Here is an 18050-nt window from a genome sequence, read left to right as displayed (position 1 = left end):
CAATCAAAATAGTACATTTGTTATTCAATCTTAAAAACTAAAAATCAATAAACGATGAAAAAAGTAATTTTATCAGTATTTGTAGTTGGTGCTTTATTAGCAACATCATGTAAGAACACTAAAGAAGAAGCTAAAGACGCTACAACAGAAGCTGTTGAAACTGTAGAAAAAGCTACTGAAGAAGCTAAAGAAGCTGCTGCTGAAGCAACTGAAGAAGCTAAAGAGGCTACTGAAGAAGCTGTTGAAGCTGTAGAATCTGCAATCGAAGGTATCGAAATTCCAGAATTTGAAGACCCAAAAGTAGGAGAATACTTACAGTCTTATTCTCAATATGCTAAAGATTATATCGAAGCAAAAGGAGACGTAGTAAAGAACTCTGAATTAGCTAAAAAAGGTGTTGAATTAGCTACACAAGCTAAAGACATCGTTGCTAACTTAGACGAAGAAGCTGCTAAAAAATTCAATAGCGTTATGACTGCTATTCAATCTAAAATGGCTCCTGCTCAATAATCTTTTTTGAACAGAAAATAAAAAAGCTCGCAAGTTGCGGGCTTTTTTTATGCCATTACATCTTTTTCTAATTTCCTATGGAGTTCTTCTAACGATTTATATAACACAAACTCTCCATCTTTTATATACGAAATCTCCCCTGTTTCTTCTGAAACCAACAAACAAATTGCATCCGTTTTCTCACTAACACCAATAGCTGCTCTATGACGTAATCCAAACCTAGAAGGTATCTTAGCACTATTAGAAACAGGTAATATTACTCGAGTTGCTACAATATAATTATCACGAATAACAGTTGCTCCATCGTGCAACGGACTATTTTTATAAAAAATACTTTCAATAATTGCTTCATTTACCAAAGCATTCATTTTATCACCAGTATTAATTAAAAAATCAAGATTATTTGTTTTCTCTATCACTAACAATGCACCCGTTTTGGTTTTTGATAAATTAACACAAGCTGTCAAAATAGTTTCAACATCTGTTTCTGTATGAATTTCAGTTTTTAGAAACTTCAACTGATTTAAAAACCCTTTTTTAGTAGAGAAATTAGTCGTCCCTATCATTAATAAAAACTTACGAATTTCTTGTTGAAATACAATAATCAATGCTATAACACCACCAGAAAGTAAGTAACCCAAAATTCCACTCAACATTTCCATGTGTAGAGCCTGAGTAACTTTCCATATTAAAAATATAAATGCAATTCCAATTACAATGTTAATAGCTACAGTTCCTTTTAGTAATTTATATATATAGAAAAGCAACACTGCTACTAAAAAAATATCTAACACATCAAGAAACGAAAAGTCGATAAAATCTAAATTCATTAATTTTTTGAAGTTTTTTAACTTTAAAAACAAGTTTTTAGGCATTATAAATTGCCTGATAAGTAAATGTAAGGATTTTATTACAACTGCCCCACAATTTTAACCGTCTCAACTGCCTCCTTTACATCATGCACCCTTAAAATATGTGTACCATTTAACAAAGCAATTGTATTAGCTACGGTAGTAGCATTTAAAGCTTCTTTTGGTGTAACACCTAACAACTTATACAACATTGATTTTCTTGAAACACCAGTTAAAATGGGAACATCTAAACTTTTGAATAGTGATAATTTTTTAAGCAACTCATAGTTTTGATCGAGCGTTTTACCAAAACCAAAACCAACATCAATAATTACATCATTCACCTTTAGTTCACGCAATTTAAAAAGCTGCTCAGCAAAAAAAGAAATCACTTCTGTAACCACATTTTCATATTGTGGATTTTGTTGCATGTTTTGCGGCGTCCCCTTCATATGCATCATAATATATGGAACTTGAAGTTTAGCCACTGTTTTAAACATCTGCTCATCCATCTTTCCTCCAGAAATATCATTAATAATTGCAGCCCCTGCATTAACCGACTCTTCCACCACTCTACTTCTAAAAGAATCTATCGATATAATAATTTCAGGAAAGTTTTTAATCAGCAATTCCACAACAGGAAGCATTCTTTGTAGCTCCTCTTCTTCCGAAATATGTTTTGCTCCTGGTCTTGAAGAATACGCTCCAACATCTATAAACGTAGCCCCTTCACTCAACATCCTTTCTGCTTGCTCAAGAATATCTCGTTCGTTTTTATACTTTCCACCATCAAAAAAAGAATCAGGAGTAACATTTAAAATCCCCATAACCTTAGGCTTAGTTAAATCTACTAAGGTTCCTTTACAATTAATTGTCATCATGCTAAATTTCCAAGTAAAAATAAATGAAAAGCTTGTAATATTTACTATTTTTGGTCGAATACTTTTAAATAAGAAAGATGCAGAACACCTCTAAACAGTATGATACTGTAGTTGAAGAATGTAGAAATTTGTTTGTAAAAAAAATGAGTGATTATGGTAGTGCTTGGAGAATATTAAGACTTCCTTCATTAACCGATCAAATATTTATAAAAGCTCAACGCATACGTCAATTACAAGAAAATACTGAACGAAAAGTTGATGAAGGAGAAAAATCAGAATTTATTGGCATTATCAACTACTCAATAATGGCATTAATTCAAATTGAGCTTGGCGTTGTTGAGCAACCTGATTTAACTACTGAAGAGGCTACTAATTTATATGATAAGCACATAAAGATTACCAAAGAATTAATGAAAAACAAAAACCATGATTATGGTGAAGCTTGGAGAGATATGAGAGTTTCTTCGTTAACCGATTTAATTCTACAAAAACTACTTCGTGTAAAACAAATAGAAAACAATCAAGGTAAAACCTTAGTTTCTGAAGGAATTGACGCTAATTATCAAGATATGATTAATTATGCTATTTTTGCCATGATTCACCTTTCTGAATCAGATAATTAACCTAAAAACATCCCTATATGATTTTAAAAATGTTAACTCATATTTCAAGAGTACTTGTAGGACTTCTTTTTATTTACTCTGGATTTGTAAAATTAGTAGACCCAATTGGATCTCAATATAAATTTGAGGAGTACTTTAGTGCCGGTGTACTAAACTTAGAATTCTTAATTCCTTTTGCTTTACCTTTTTCAATTCTTTTAATTGTTACCGAATTGGTTTTAGGTATTATGCTTTTAGTTGGTTATAAACCAAAACTTACCGTTTGGAGCTTATTTGGTTTAAACCTTGTATTCTTATTTTTAACATGGTATTCATACACTTACAATAAAGTTACAGATTGTGGATGTTTTGGTGACGCCTTAAAGCTTACTCCTAAAGAAACATTTTACAAGAATGTTGTTTTTATGATCTTTATTGTTATTCTTATTTTAGGTGTTAAACACATTAAGCCTTTAATTTCAAATAAGTTTTCTTCAATAACAACCTTTTCTTCTGTTTTTTTAGCGCTCATTATTAGTTACTATGTTTTACAACATTTACCAATTATTGATTTTAGAGCTTATTCTATAGGAACAGATATTGCTAAAGGGATGGAATATCCAGAAGATAGCGATGAGCTTCCTCCTATACACGATTTCATGATTGAAACTGATGAAGGAGATAAGTTAGAAGAAATGCTTGCTAAAGAAAAAGCTATGCTTATTATCATGTCTAACTTCAAGAAAACAGAAAAAGAAGGTATTACCGGAGTTTCTGAAGTAGCTAAACAAGCTAGTGAACAAGGTTATGAAATTTATGTACTAACTGCTTCTTATATTGAAGACTTAGCTGCAACTCAAAAAGAATATGGACTCCCTTATACTTTTGGGTTTTGTGATGAAACTGCTTTAAAAACAGTAATTAGAGCTAACCCTGGTATTGTTACCGTAAAAAGCGGAGTCATTGTTGGGAAATGGAATTGGACCGATGCTGATGATGTAGAACTATAAACAGTTATACTATTTATATATAAAGAAAACCTCACAAATTTGTGAGGTTTTCTTATTTTCGCAATAACATGAAATAGCTCTTGTAGAGATTCTTACAACATCTCTTTCAATAAGAGAGCAAAACCAAGCTATTAACTTAGAAATATTTTTGTGAAACAATTATTATTAGTTTTTATAGGTGGCGGAGCAGGAAGCGTATTACGATACATCATTGGAAAAGCTTTAAACAGTTCGCAAACAGGAATTCCTTACGGAACTTTTGCTGCTAATATTCTTGGAAGTTTACTTATTGGAATTATTTTAGGACTTGCTGCTAAAAACGAAACAATAACTCAAAATCACACTTTATTATTAGCTACTGGATTCTGTGGTGGATTCACAACTTTTTCAACCTTTGCTTATGAAAATCATATCTTTTTAAAGTCTGGCGATTTTACCTCTTTTGCTTTATACACTATAGCAAGTTTTATCATCGGATTTTTAGCTGTTTTCGCAGGAATCTACATTGTTAATTACTTTTGGACGAACGCACAATCAATTTAAATAATACTTTACCCCTAAAACAAACCTCACTTTGTGAGTAAATTTATATAACAAATGAGTGAACTTATACAATACAATTCAGAAGAAAATCACGTAATTATTACTATTACTAACGGAAAAGCTAACGCTATTTCTCATGAAGTGATTGATGCTTTAAACACCTCTTTTGACAAAGCTGAAAAAGAAGAAAAACCTGTAATATTAACAGGACAACCAGGAATATTCTCAGCAGGTTATGATTTAAAAAGCATGACACAATCTCCTGAATCAGCCTTAGAACTAGTAACTAAAGGGTCACAATTATCACATAGAATGCTTTCTTTTCCTTACCCAATAATTGCAGCCTGTTCAGGACACGCAGTGGCTAAGGGCGCTTTTCTTCTCCTATCTACTGACTATAGGTTAGGTATTGAAGGTGATTTTAAAATTGGGCTAAATGAAGTTTTAATAGGTATGACTATGCACAATGCTGGAATTGAAATAGCAAAAGCGCGCTTATCTCCTATTTATTTTGAAAGAAGCGTTAGCTGCTCTGAAATATATAACCCTAAAGATGCTATTACTGCTGGATTTTTAGATAAAGTTGTTCCTCAAGAACACTTACTACCAACAGCTGTAAAGGTTGCAGAAATGTTTTCTAAACTAAACAAGAAAGCACATAAAGAGACCAAGTTAAAAGTAAGAGAATCATATTTAGAATCTTTAGCTAGAGCTATCAAACAAGACAGTGAAGAAGGTCTAACACCTCCTTCTAAATAAATAAAAAGTCCTGCAAATTGCAGGACTTTTTATTTATTTAGGTTTCTTATAAGCCATTACCCCTGCTTTAATTTCTTTATCTAAATAATTATCGCTTGGTGTAATTGGACAAGAATATCTATCACTATAAGCACAATATGGATTGTATGCTTTATTAAAATCAATCTCCACAGTCCCATCCTTCTGGATATCTGTTGTATAAATATCTATAAAACGACCTCCTTTATAAGACGTTTTGCCATTCGTATTATCTAAAAAAGGTAAAAACAAATGATTTGCATATTCGGGCTTAGGATTTACATCTTGATAAATAACTAGTTTAAAATCCTCTCCATCAATAGAAAAAGATAAAACACCATATTTTTTATACATCGCCACCCTATCGGTCGTCGTTGGAAAATCAAAAATAGGCGCATCTGGTGTTTTTACTAATTCTGCTTTTACAGTATACTTTTTATCAATAGGAAAAAAATCTAATCCTTTAAACTTCTTTAATCCTTTTTTGGTAAGTGGTGACCTAGAAGCGTCTTTGAACTTAGTATTCATTTCTTTTTGAAAATCAGACTCTCCCAAGACAGCTCTTTTTCCTTGACTGTTACAAGACAATATTGAAACAGTAAAAATTAACAATAATAGTTTTTTCATATTGGTATTTATATATCTCTTAACACAAAAATACTGTATTACAACCAAAACACCATCATTCCTTAAAAAATCGCTAAATAAAGAGGTGAAAACTGTTAATTTTCTATTAATAATTTGAAATAACAAAATAAAATCGTTACATTTATATTTATAGATAATACTTATGACTGATATAAGATAGTGTAAAAAAAGATTTTTTCACCTTATAAGAAAAACTTATTAAATAATAAAACAAATTGATGAGCTTGTTTCTTTGCAAACAGAAAGTTTCCCATATATTTGCCGCCCCAGTTATTTTAGGCATATATCTTTTATCAGACAAAACCTAATAAAGAAATTTTAAATTAAATTGGTAAATTTATGAATTCAGAATTAATCAATAAGGCAGAAGAATTTGAAAACAGAAAATTCAAATTTGTTACTACTAGTGATAGAATACTAGCCTCTAGAGAAGCAAAAGCTCTGATTCTAGAGATTAATGAGGTATATAAACAAACAAAAGACAGCACGTTAATGGACTTAATGAAGCGTTTAACAGCTGTAAAACAACGTATTGAAAAACGTTTAAAAGGAAAACCTTTAACAGCTTAAACAATAAACAACCTTTAAGCTCGTTTATGATATATACATAAGAATAGTAGTTTCATCAACTACCACTCTCATTATAATATTTATTCTTGATAAAGTTCTAAGTAAATTTACTTAGAACTTTTCTTTTTTAAATATATTTGTGAAATCGGGATGTAGCTTAGTCCGGTTAAAGTGCTGGTCTGGGGGACCAGAGATCGGTGGTTCGAATCCACTCATCCCGACTTATTTTATTTTTAAAAAAAAATCACCTCACTAAAAAAGTTAAAACAAACTCTAATTCAACAACTTAAAAAACTCTCTAAACCATTACAAAAAACAAGCATTAAAAATTTTTAAAAAAAGTTTTTCCAGTTTCAAAAAACATTATATATTTGCCACGCTTTTAAAGCAAACGCCGATGTAGCTCAGCTGGCTAGAGCAGCTGATTTGTAATCAGCAGGTCGTGGGTTCGAGTCCCTCCATCGGCTCAAAAACTAAAAGCGCTAACAAAAAGTTAGCGCTTTTTTTATGCGCTTAATTTGCTAAATTTGTCATAACTCTATTTTTACAAAAACTTAATGAAAAATATATTTGTTATTGGTATTGCTGGAGGTACAGGGAGTGGAAAAACCACTGTAGTAAACCAAATTATTAACGAACTTCCTGCCGATGAAGTATGCGTTATCTCTCAAGACTCTTACTACAAACAAACAGATAACCTAACTTACGAAGAACGAACAAAGATAAACTTTGATCATCCTAGAGCTATCGATTTTGATTTAATGGTAGATCATCTATCTGAATTAAAAAACGGATGCATCATTGAACAACCTGTATATTCATTCGTTGCCCACAACAGAACCAAAGACACTATAAAAACACACCCTAGAAAAGTTATTATTATTGAAGGTATTTTGATTTTTAATAGTAAAGAACTTCGTAACTTGTGTGACATTAAAGTTTTTGTTCATGCTGATGCTGACGAACGCTTGATTAGACGTGTAAGAAGAGACATTAAAGAACGAGGTAGAGATGTTGATGAAGTTTTAAACCGCTACCAAAGCACCTTAAAACCAATGCACCAACAATTTATTGAGCCTACTAAAAATTATGCTGACATTATTATACCTAACGACAGATATAATACTGTTGCTATAGACATTGTAAGAACTGTAATTAACGACCGTTTATAACATGAGTTTTAAATCAATAAAAAACAAACCTTCCTTTAAAATAGCCACTAATATTTATGTGATTATACTTACTGTATTTGTGGTATGGATGCTTTTTTTTGATGAAAATTCTTACCTTACACATAGAGAGTTTAATAAAGAAATTAATGAGTTAAAAAGCTGGATTGATTATCATGAAAAAAAAATCAAGAAAGACAAAAAAACCATACAACAACTACAAGACTCTCTTCAACTAGAACGCTATGCTAGAGAAAAGTACTTAATGAAGAAAGAAGATGAAGATATTTATATTATTGAATTTGATACCATAAAAAAGTAATGAGTAACTATTTATTTGACGAATTTCAAGGTGTTACCCCTGCAGAATGGAAACAAAAAATACAAGTAGACCTTAAAGGTGCCGATTATAACGACACTCTTTTATGGAAAACTGAAGAGAGTATTACTGTAAAACCTTTTTACACTAAAGAAGATAGAACTAATATTAGAGTAAAAACTTCCAAGCAAGGTTTTACCATTTGCCAATCTATCAATATTGAAGATGAAGAAAAAGCAAATGCGTTTGCTATCGACTCTCTTAAAAGAGGAGCTAGTGCTATTGAATTCATTGCTAAAAAAGAGTTTGACTACAATGCCTTATTAAAAGGAATTGACACTCAAAAAACTACACTTTACTTTACTTTTGATTTTTTATCATCAGAATTCGTTAAAGAACTAGCTGATTATACAAACTCAGACAATTGCTTTTTTAACATTGATATTATAGGACACTTAGCTAGCTCAGGAAATTGGTATTCTAATCTTAAAAATGACCATACCCAATTAGAAGAAATAGCAAAAGTAACTCAAAATTCCATTTGTGTTAACGCTTCTACTTATCAAAATGCAGGAGCCTCGATTGTTCAACAATTAGCATACACACTTGCACATGCAAATGAATATTTGAATCATTTCGGAAGTTCAATTGCTAACAATATTCACTTTAATTTTTCAGTAGGTAGCAATTACTTTTTTGAAATCGCCAAACTAAGAGCTTTTAGGATTTTATGGGATTCTTTATTAAACGAATACAACACCAAAGCTACTGCTCATATTTTTGCTCAACCTAGTTTACGTAACAAAACCTTATATGACTATAATGTAAATATGCTTCGTACAACTTCAGAGTGTATGAGCGCTATTTTAGGAGGAGCAAATACTGTAGCCAATAGCTCCTATGATAAAATTTTTCATCATTCAAATGAATTTGGAGAACGTATTTCAAGAAATCAGCTATTAATTTTACAACAAGAAAGTGAGTTAGCAGAAGCTCAAAATATTGCTGACGGTGCATATTATATCGAAACAATCACTCAACAACTTGCTCAAAAAGCACTAGAAGTCTTTAAGTTAATAGAGAAAGGCGGTGGTTTTTTAAAACAACTAAAAGAAGGAGTTATCCAAAGAAAAATAAAAGAAACTGCGGATAAAGAACAACAATTATTCGATTCAGGAGAGTTAGTATTACTTGGCACAAACAAAATTCAAAACGAAGAAGATAAGATGAAAAACGATTTAGAAGTTTCTCCTTTCTTGAAAATTCGTAATGAAAAAACCCTAATTCAACCTATTATCCAAAAACGATTAGCCGAAAAGCTAGAACAAGAACGTTTAGAAAATGAGTAGAAAAGATATATCAAACATACAAATAGACAAAAGCCAAGAACAGCAAAACAAAAGCTTTAAACATGAAGATTTTGTTGCAGGTATCGCTCCTAACTTACGTGGACCATACTCCACTATGTATGTTCGTAGACCTTGGACAATTCGTCAATATGCAGGTTTTTCTACTGCAGAAGAAAGTAATGCTTTTTACCGTAGAAATTTAGCTGCAGGTCAAAAAGGATTATCAGTTGCTTTTGATTTAGCTACGCACCGAGGATACGACTCAGACCATGAACGTGTACAAGGTGATGTTGGAAAAGCTGGGGTTGCTATTGATTCTGTTGAAGACATGAAAGTCTTATTCGATCAGATTCCGCTAGATAAAATGTCGGTTTCTATGACTATGAACGGAGCCGTTTTACCAATTTTGGCATTTTATATTGTAGCAGCCGAAGAACAAGGTGTAGCTCCTGAATTATTATCAGGAACTATTCAAAACGATATATTAAAAGAGTTTATGGTGCGTAACACTTACATTTACCCACCTACTCCCTCAATGAAAATTATTGCTGATATTTTTAGATATACTTCTGAAAATATGCCTAGGTTTAATTCAATTTCTATTTCTGGTTACCACATGCAAGAAGCTGGTGCTACAGCAGAAATTGAATTAGCATACACTTTAGCTGACGGATTAGAATACATAAAAAAAGGATTGGAAGCTGGAATGGATATCGACACCTTTGCTCCTCGCCTATCTTTTTTCTGGGCTATCGGAATGAATCATTTTATGGAAATTGCCAAAATGCGTGCAGGTAGAATGTTATGGGCTAAATTGGTAAAACAATTCAACCCTAAAAACCCAAAATCGCTAGCATTAAGAACTCACTGTCAAACTAGTGGATGGAGTTTAACTGAGCAAGATCCTTTTAACAATGTGGCCCGTACCGCAATTGAAGCTATGGCTGCTGCATTCGGAGGTACACAAAGTTTACATACCAACGCTTTAGACGAAGCAATTGCCTTACCTACCGATTTTTCAGCCCGTATTGCTCGTAACACACAAATATATCTACAACAAGAAACCCATATTACAAAAACGGTTGATCCTTGGGCTGGTAGTTATCATGTTGAAAAACTTACCGAAGAAATTGCCAACAAAGCTTGGGAATTAATTCAAGAAGTTGAAGAATTAGGAGGAATGACCAAAGCTATTGAAAAAGGGATTCCTAAAATGCGTATTGAAGAAGCTGCTGCCATAAAACAAGCCAAAATTGACAGTAGTCAAGATGTTATTGTTGGTGTTAATAAATATCAACTAGAACAAGAAGATCCTTTACATATTTTAGAAGTTGATAACGAAGCTGTTCGTCAATCTCAAATTGATAGACTAAACAATTTAAAATCGAAGCGAAATCAAGCTGAAGTTGATAAAACATTGAGCGATTTAACTGAATCTGCTAAAACAGGTGAAGGAAATTTATTAGATTTAGCAGTAAAAGCTGCGAGAAACAGAGCTACATTAGGTGAAATTTCTGACGCCCTTGAAACTATTTTCGGACGTCATAAAGCAGTACATAAAACCATATCTGGCGTGTATAGTAAAGAAATAAAAGATGACGAGTTATTTAAAAAGGCTACTGAACTAGCTGATAAATTTGCTGAGTTAGAAGGACGTCGTCCACGTATTATGATTGCTAAATTAGGACAAGACGGTCACGATCGTGGAGCTAAAGTAGTAGCTACAGGATATGCCGACTTAGGTTTTGATGTAGATATAGGCCCTTTATTCCAAACTCCGCAAGAAGCTACCAAACAAGCTATAGAAAATGATGTCCATATTTTAGGAATTTCATCATTAGCTGCAGGACACAAAACCTTAGTTCCTCAGGTTATTGCTGAACTTAAAAAATATGGCCGTGAAGATATTATGGTTATTGTTGGTGGTGTAATCCCTGCACAAGACTACCAATTCTTGTTTGATGCTGGTGCCGTAGGTGTTTTTGGCCCAGGAACTAAAATTGCACAAGCTGCTATTGACATGTTAACTATTTTAATTGATAGTACCGAAGAATAACGGTTATGAAAATAAAATTCATTGATAGAAAAACAGGTAAAATAATTACCGAAAACCCTCCTGGTGAAGGGTACTTAAAATTGCTATACAACAATCCGTTTGGTAAAATGGCTTTATTGCCATTGGTTAAACGTAAATTTTTATCATCGTGGTACGGTAAACTCATGAACAAACCCAACTCTATTAACAAAATAAACAGTTTTGTTAGAGAGCTTCAAATTGACATGAGCGAAGCTGAAAGACCTTCAGAAGATTATATTTCTTTTAATGATTTTTTCTATCGAAAGTTAAAATCTGACGCTCGCCCTATTGAAGAAGGTTTTGTTTCTCCTGGTGACGGAAAAATGTTAGCCTTTAAAAATATTTCAGATATTCAAAACTTCTTTGTTAAAGGGAGAAAATTCACCTTAGAAGAATTTTTAGACAACAAAGAACTAGCCACAAAGCATAAAGACGATTCTTTAATTATACTTCGATTGGCTCCTAATGATTATCATCGTTACCATTTCCCTTACGACGGAATTCCTTCTAATGTAACAAAAATTAAAGGACGTTATTTTTCAGTATCACCTTATGCCCTAGCTGCTAACTTCACCAGAGTATTCTGTGAAAACAAAAGAGAATTCTGCACTTTAAAAACACACAACAAAGGAGATATTATCATTGCCCCTGTGGGCGCTACGATGGTTGGAAGCATCATAGAAACCTACACCCCAAATACGGAGGTTAAAAAAGGTGATGAGATGGGATATTTTGCTTTTGGAGGGTCTACTATTGTATTATTGGTTGATAGCTCAAAAATCACTATTGACGAAGATATTTTAGCTAACACTAAAAACAGAATGGAAACCTTTGTTAAAATGGGAGAACGAATTGGAAATTAACCTTCATAAATTTAACATTTTACCTTTTAAAAATGATTGATTTCATAAGGCGATTAAAGCTTTAATCCGTAAATTTGCGTCGTTTTATACTTAGCAGATTTACTGATGAAAAAAATCTTAGATACCCTCTACTCTACCCGTTTAATGGCCGTTTTATTTTTTGCTTTTGCCATTGCCATGGGAGTTGCAACTTTTATTGAAAACGATTACGGAACACAAACTTCTAAAGCACTAATCTACAACACTTGGTGGTTTGAGTTAATAATGGTGTTTTTTGTTATCAATTTTTTCGGAAACATTTTTAGGTACAGGTTATATAAAAAAGAAAAATGGTCAGTATTGTTATTTCACGTTTCTTTTCTTTTAATCTTAATTGGAGCTGGTATTACTCGTTATATTAGTTATGAAGGTTTAATGGTTATTGACGAAGGAGAAACAACCAACCAATTTTATTCAGAACACACATATTTAAATGTAATAATTGATAATAGCGAGTTTCAAAAAACCACTGCTAACAAGTTACTTTTATCTGCTTGGGGAGATAACTCGGTAAACTTTAAAGAAAACTTCCAACCTGAAAAAGGAGGAAAAAAACATGAAGTTATTTTTAATTTAGTGGACTATATTCCTTGGTCTGAAACAAAAATGGTTTTAGATGAAAACGGAACTGAACACTTGTTTTTTGTAGAAAGTTCTGACGGAAGTAGACATGAACACTACATTAAAAAAGGAACTATAGAGAACATTCATAACATTTTAGTAGGTTTTGAAGCTCCTAATAAAGAAGCGGCTTCAATTAACTTCTTTTATGAAGATGGTAGCTTAAAAATGCTTTCTAAAAATGATGGTGATTGGTTTAGAATGGCTGACCAGAAAAAAGGTTTAATAGTTAAAGATAGTGCGCAACACTTTCAACTGCTAACACTTCATAATGTAAATGGTCTACAATTTGTAGTTCCTAAATCTCCAGAGAAAGGAGAAATAAAAACTGTAAGAGGTAAAAAAGACGATAAAAAATATGACACTGTAATTTTTGATGTTACTGCTAACGGAGAAACTAAGCGTGTTGAGTTTTACGGTGGAAAGTTTAATGTTGATAACCAACAACAATTTAGTATTGGTGAATTAAACTTTAGAGCTTGGTATGGTGCTAAATTACTACAAACTCCTTTTAGTATAAAACTAAATGACTTTCAGTTAGAAAAGTATCCTGGTTCGGAAAGTGCTGCTGCTTATGCTAGTGAAATTACCGTAATAGCACCTAATGAAACTTTCGATTATAGAATTTTTATGAATCATATTTTAGATTACGGAGGTTATAAGTTCTTCCAATCGAGTTATAAAATTGAGGGAGAGCACGAACAAACACATTTATCGGTAAACCACGATTTCTGGGGTACATGGATTACCTATATCGGATACTTTTTATTATTCTTCGGGTTGGTAGCTTCGTTGTTTGTCAAAAACACTCGCTTTGATGATTTAAAACAATCATTAGTAAAAATCCGAAATAAAAAAGCTAAACTATCTGTTATTGCTTTGTTATTTTCTTTAGTTAGTTTTGGTCAACACCAAACACATGAGCCAAAACAAATTACTGAAGCTCAAATTGATTCTATTTTAACAACTAATAAAGTAGATGACAAACACGCTGCTTTGTTTAGTTCTTTAGTTATTCAAGATGCTGGTGGACGCATGAAACCTGCTCATACTTTTGCTTCTGAATTAGTGAGGAAAGTAGCGCATGTTGATAAATTTAAAGATTTAGACCCAAGCCAAATTTTACTTTCTATTACTGAAAACCCAATGCTTTGGCTTAATGTTCCTTTTGTATATCTAGAAAAAGGGAACACACAAATTAGAGAAATTTTAGGTGTACCTGAAGATGCTGAATATGCTCGTTTTATTGATTTCTATAATAAAGATGGCTCTTCAAAAATTAGCAAATTAGTAGTTGAAGCTGAAAAGAAAAAAATTCAAAATAAGTTTGAAAAAGATATTATAAAGATTGAACGAAGAGTTTGGTTACTATCTCAGGCTTTAGGAGGTGGTATGTTACGCATCTACCCTATTCCAAATGATGAAAACAACAAATGGGTATCTCAACCAGAAACGCTAAAAGCTAACTTTAAAGGAACAGACTCTGTTTTTGTACGTCAATCATTACCTGTTTATTTACAATTATTACAAGCTTCAAAAAAGTCAGGAAATTACACTGAAACTAACAAAGTTCTAAACGGAATTAAGAAGTTTCAACAAAAATTTGGTTCTGAAGTTATCCCTGCAAAAGATAAAATCGATTTAGAAATAGCTTATAACAAACTAAACATTTTTGTTAAACTTTCTAAATCTTACGGATATGTAAGTTTAGTTTTAATTGTATTTGTTTTCTTACAAATTTTCAACAATAAACCTTGGGTTAACAGTGTAGTAAAAGTATTAATAGGTATTGTAATTTTCTTATTTGTCTTTCACGTTTTAGGGTTAACTGCCCGTTGGTACATAAGTGGAAATGCTCCTTGGAGTAATGCTTATGAGTCCATTATTTTTGTTGGCTTAGCAACCATGTTATTTGGATTGATCCTAGGAAAGAAATCTTCATTAACTATTGCTGCTACCACATTTTTAGTTTCAGTTATTTTGATGTTTGCGCATCAAAACTGGTTAGACCCTGAGATTGCCAACCTTCAACCTGTATTAAACTCTTGGTGGCTATATGTTCACGTTTCTGTAATTGTAGCTAGTTATGGTCCATTTGCTATGGGAATGATTTTAGGAATCTTTTCTTTATTCTTAATCATTTTCACTAATGAAAAGAATAAAAAGAAAATGGATCTACATATTAAAGAATTAACTGTTATTAATGAAATGGCATTAACCGTAGGCCTAGTAATGCTTACCATTGGTAACTTTTTAGGAGGTATGTGGGCTAACGAGAGTTGGGGACGCTACTGGGGTTGGGACCCTAAAGAAACTTGGGCTTTAATTTCAATTATGGTATATGCCTTTGTTTTACACATGAGGTTAATTCCAGGTTTACGAGGAAGATATACCTTCAACTTATGGTCAATTATAGCTTTTGCTTCTATTATGATGACTTACTTTGGGGTAAACTTCTATTTATCAGGACTACATTCGTATGCTAGTGGTGATAAAGTAATCACCCCTACTTCAGTATATTACTCTATAGCTTTTGTTAGTATCATAGGAGTTCTAGCTTGGGTAAAGAATAAAAAGTATTACAAGAAGTAACTTGGCAGTTTTTCTGTTAAAAAAATGTATTTTTGCAAACCGATAAAAAGAAAAAACAATTATGTTCAATAAAAATATAAAATTAGTATTAGCTGCCTTAATAACTGTATGGTCAGTGTATGAATTTACACAAGGGCACATCATGAACGGTATATCTATACTTCTACTTGCTGGGCTGTTTATTTTATTTTATTTTAAAAACGAATTTATTCTTTTGGCCTTTTTACAGCTACGTAAACAAAACTTTGCTGGAGCTCAAAAATGGTTAGGATATATTAAAAATCCTTCTGCTGCTTTAACGAAAAAGCAAGAAGGTTACTATAACTACTTACACGGAATTATGTTGTCTCAAACGAACATAACTCAAGCTGAAAAATATTTAAAGAAAGCTGTTAAATTAGGTTTAGCTATGGATCATGATTTAGCTATGGCTAAATTACAGTTAGCTGGTATAGCAATGACTAAACGCAGAAAGAGAGAAGCTACGAACTTAATGGCAGAAGCTAAAAAGCTAGATAAACATGGAATGCTTAAAGAGCAAATGCAAATGATGAAGCAACAAATGAAGAAGATTTAACATTTTTTTAAGTTTTTATTATATATTTCGTAATTTTACTTACTAACAAAAATCATCAATGATTAGAGGTTTGTTTTTAAAAGCTTTTGATAAGTACGCTTCAAGATGGCTTGTTTTAATTATAGATATCGTCTTAGTTTGTATATCATTCATTTTAGCCTACACTGTCCGTTTCAATGCTAGTTTAAACTTTGATGTTAACAACTTATACAAACAACTTCCATTTATAGCTACTATAGCCCTTATTAGCTTTCTAATTGTTGGTTCATATAAAGGTATAGTTAGACACACAGGAACAAGAGATGCTTTTAATGTATTTGTAGGTGTTACTTTACTTTCATTTATTACTACATGTATTGTTTTATTTAACAGTGCTTTAAATATATTTCCTAATTTTACAATTCCTAAATCAATAATTATTATTCATTATTTGATTTCTGTACTTGTTCTAGTAATTAGTCGTTTTATTTTTAAGGCTTTTTATGAAATTGTTTCTACAGAACTTAAGTCTATTACGAATGTTTTAATATATGGTGCTGGAGACTCTGGCTTGATTACTTATGGTGCTTTAAATAGAGACACAAAAAACAAGTATGAAGTTGTAGGCTTCATTGATGATGACCACAAAAAGGTAGGCAAAAAGTTAGATCGAATTAAGATTTACGATGGAAAAAGAATAGACAAGAACTTTGTTAAAGAAAAAAAAATTGACGAAGTAATTATTTCTATTCAAAATATTAAATCAGAAAAACTATTATACCTTACTGATAACTTATTAGCTTTAAGTGTTGACGTAAAAATTGTTCCTCCATTATCAAAATGGATTGATGGTGATTTAGAAGCGAATCAAATTAAACAAATTAAAATTGAGGATTTACTAGATAGAAAACCTATTTCTATTGACAACCCTATTGTTAAAAGAGAAGTCAACAATAAAATTATTTTAGTCACAGGTGCTGCTGGTTCAATTGGCTCTGAAATTTCTCGTCAATTAAGTATTTATAATCACAAACATTTAGTACTAATAGATCAAGCTGAATCTCCTCTCTATGATCTTCAACAAGAACTAATTCAAAAAGGGCGTAAAAATTTCACTTCTATAGTTGCTGACGTAAGAGATAAAAAAAGAATGAACGAGATATTTGAAGAGTTTAAACCTCAAAAAGTATTTCATGCAGCTGCTTATAAGCACGTTCCTTTAATGGAAATGAGTCCTTATGAAGCTGTAAAAATAAATATCGGGGGAACAAAAAACATTGCCGATTTATCAACAAAATACAATGTTGATCGTTTTGTAATGGTTTCTACCGATAAAGCTGTAAACCCGACAAATGTTATGGGAGCTACAAAACGTGTTGCTGAAATGTATATAAGCTGTTTAAGTAACTCTGATAACCATACAACAAAATTTACAACTACTCGTTTTGGTAACGTATTAGGTTCTAATGGATCGGTTATACCTCTTTTTAAACGTCAAATAGAAAATGGAGGGCCATTAACTGTTACTCATAAAGACATTACCCGGTATTTTATGACTATCCCTGAAGCCTGTAGATTAGTTTTAGAAGCTGGAACAATGGGAAATGGTGGTGAGATTTATATTTTTGACATGGGGAAATCTGTAAAGATATATGATATTGCTAAAAGAATGATTCATTTATCAGGCTTAAACTTTCCTGATGATATAGATATAAAAATTACCGGTTTACGACCTGGAGAAAAGCTGTATGAAGAACTCTTAGCTGATGGTGAAAATACTAGCCCCACATATCATGAAAAGATTATGATAGCAAAGAATCAATTAATCGATTATACCATTGTTGAAACAAAAATTAAAGAACTTTGTTTATCAAACAAAAATCACAACAATTATCAAACGGTTCAACTAATAAAAGAAATCGTTCCTGAGTATAAATCAAATAATTCAGTTTACGAAAAGTTAGACAATGCCGCTAAAAATTAAGTTCTAACGTTTGAAAAAAATAATTACTCAAGCTTTTAAGAATTGTTTTAACGATACTAATACTATAATAAGATTTTTCTTGTATTCTA

General features: G+C 31.8%; 17 protein-coding genes and 2 tRNA genes. 16 read left to right on the top strand and 3 right to left on the bottom strand.

What is annotated here, in order from left to right:
• Positions 1-54: 54 nt before the first annotated feature.
• A complete protein-coding gene (locus tag LCI24_RS15155) occupies positions 55-510 on the top strand; it encodes a hypothetical protein (protein ID WP_274641126.1) in 456 nt (151 codons plus the stop codon).
• A gap of 47 nt (positions 511-557) precedes the next feature.
• Here LCI24_RS15155 and cdaA read toward each other — a convergent pair whose 3' ends face one another.
• The gene (gene cdaA / locus LCI24_RS15150) at positions 558-1340 is read right to left on the bottom strand and encodes a diadenylate cyclase CdaA (RefSeq protein ID WP_125066882.1); all 783 of its coding nucleotides are present in this window, start codon (positions 1338-1340) and stop codon (positions 558-560) included.
• Between the two features lie 80 nt (positions 1341-1420).
• Positions 1421-2239, bottom strand: coding sequence for a dihydropteroate synthase (gene folP / locus LCI24_RS15145; RefSeq protein ID WP_274641161.1), 819 nt, complete (start codon positions 2237-2239; stop codon positions 1421-1423).
• An 80-nt stretch (positions 2240-2319) separates the two neighbouring features.
• On the opposite strand from folP, the gene LCI24_RS15140 reads away from it, so the two are divergent.
• The 4 genes from LCI24_RS15140 to LCI24_RS15125 all read left to right on the top strand — a co-directional run bounded on the left by LCI24_RS15140 (position 2320) and on the right by LCI24_RS15125 (position 5156).
• A complete protein-coding gene (locus LCI24_RS15140) occupies positions 2320-2865 on the top strand; it encodes a DUF1599 domain-containing protein (protein ID WP_274641125.1) in 546 nt (181 codons plus the stop codon).
• A gap of 17 nt (positions 2866-2882) precedes the next feature.
• Complete coding sequence (locus tag LCI24_RS15135; RefSeq protein WP_274641124.1) at positions 2883-3854, top strand: BT_3928 family protein; 972 nt, start codon at positions 2883-2885, stop codon at positions 3852-3854.
• Positions 3855-4004: 150 nt separating this feature from the next.
• On the top strand, positions 4005-4397 hold the full coding sequence (gene crcB, locus LCI24_RS15130) for a fluoride efflux transporter CrcB (RefSeq protein WP_274641123.1): 393 nt from the start codon (positions 4005-4007) through the stop codon (positions 4395-4397).
• Positions 4398-4451: 54 nt separating this feature from the next.
• A complete protein-coding gene (locus tag LCI24_RS15125) occupies positions 4452-5156 on the top strand; it encodes a crotonase/enoyl-CoA hydratase family protein (RefSeq protein ID WP_274641122.1) in 705 nt (234 codons plus the stop codon).
• 33 nt (positions 5157-5189) lie between these two features.
• Here LCI24_RS15125 and LCI24_RS15120 read toward each other — a convergent pair whose 3' ends face one another.
• Positions 5190-5801, bottom strand: a complete 612-nt coding sequence (locus LCI24_RS15120) for a DUF1684 domain-containing protein (protein ID WP_274641121.1) — start codon at positions 5799-5801, stop codon at positions 5190-5192.
• A 360-nt stretch (positions 5802-6161) separates the two neighbouring features.
• On the opposite strand from LCI24_RS15120, the gene LCI24_RS15115 reads away from it, so the two are divergent.
• The 11 genes from LCI24_RS15115 to LCI24_RS15065 all read left to right on the top strand — a co-directional run bounded on the left by LCI24_RS15115 (position 6162) and on the right by LCI24_RS15065 (position 17961).
• Positions 6162-6392 (top strand): hypothetical protein, encoded by a 231-nt coding sequence (locus LCI24_RS15115; protein WP_125066875.1) that lies wholly within the window; start codon positions 6162-6164, stop codon positions 6390-6392.
• Between the two features lie 146 nt (positions 6393-6538).
• Positions 6539-6613: transfer RNA gene (locus tag LCI24_RS15110), tRNA-Pro, on the top strand.
• Positions 6614-6785: 172 nt separating this feature from the next.
• Positions 6786-6859 (top strand) — tRNA-Thr (locus LCI24_RS15105).
• A 99-nt stretch (positions 6860-6958) separates the two neighbouring features.
• Complete coding sequence (gene udk, locus LCI24_RS15100) at positions 6959-7564, top strand: uridine kinase (RefSeq protein ID WP_047790269.1); 606 nt, start codon at positions 6959-6961, stop codon at positions 7562-7564.
• Between the two features lies 1 nt (position 7565).
• Positions 7566-7883: an FtsB family cell division protein gene (locus LCI24_RS15095; protein WP_121148165.1), complete on the top strand. Its 318-nt coding sequence runs from the start codon at positions 7566-7568 to the stop codon at positions 7881-7883.
• Positions 7883-9229 carry a methylmalonyl-CoA mutase subunit beta gene (locus LCI24_RS15090; RefSeq protein ID WP_274641120.1) on the top strand — a complete coding sequence of 449 codons (1347 nt, stop codon included), beginning with the start codon at positions 7883-7885 and terminating at the stop codon, positions 9227-9229. The genes LCI24_RS15095 and LCI24_RS15090 overlap by 1 nt, the downstream gene beginning before the upstream one ends.
• Positions 9222-11285: a methylmalonyl-CoA mutase gene (scpA, locus tag LCI24_RS15085; protein WP_274641119.1), complete on the top strand. Its 2064-nt coding sequence runs from the start codon at positions 9222-9224 to the stop codon at positions 11283-11285. Before LCI24_RS15090 ends, scpA begins: the two co-directional genes overlap by 8 nt.
• 5 nt (positions 11286-11290) lie before the next feature.
• Positions 11291-12169: a phosphatidylserine decarboxylase gene (locus tag LCI24_RS15080; protein WP_274641118.1), complete on the top strand. Its 879-nt coding sequence runs from the start codon at positions 11291-11293 to the stop codon at positions 12167-12169.
• A 105-nt stretch (positions 12170-12274) separates the two neighbouring features.
• A complete protein-coding gene (locus LCI24_RS15075; RefSeq protein WP_274641117.1) occupies positions 12275-15421 on the top strand; it encodes a cytochrome c biogenesis protein CcsA in 3147 nt (1048 codons plus the stop codon).
• A gap of 61 nt (positions 15422-15482) precedes the next feature.
• Positions 15483-15998: a DUF2892 domain-containing protein gene (locus tag LCI24_RS15070; RefSeq protein ID WP_125344736.1), complete on the top strand. Its 516-nt coding sequence runs from the start codon at positions 15483-15485 to the stop codon at positions 15996-15998.
• Between the two features lie 58 nt (positions 15999-16056).
• On the top strand, positions 16057-17961 hold the full coding sequence (locus LCI24_RS15065; RefSeq protein WP_274641116.1) for a polysaccharide biosynthesis protein: 1905 nt from the start codon (positions 16057-16059) through the stop codon (positions 17959-17961).
• Positions 17962-18050: the final 89 nt, after the last annotated feature.

Source organism: Tenacibaculum larymnensis (genome assembly GCF_028829235.1).
GTDB classification, from domain to species: domain Bacteria; phylum Bacteroidota; class Bacteroidia; order Flavobacteriales; family Flavobacteriaceae; genus Polaribacter; species Polaribacter larymnensis.
Note: the sequence above shows the minus strand (reverse complement) of the source record. Positions and strands in the feature narration are given on the sequence as shown.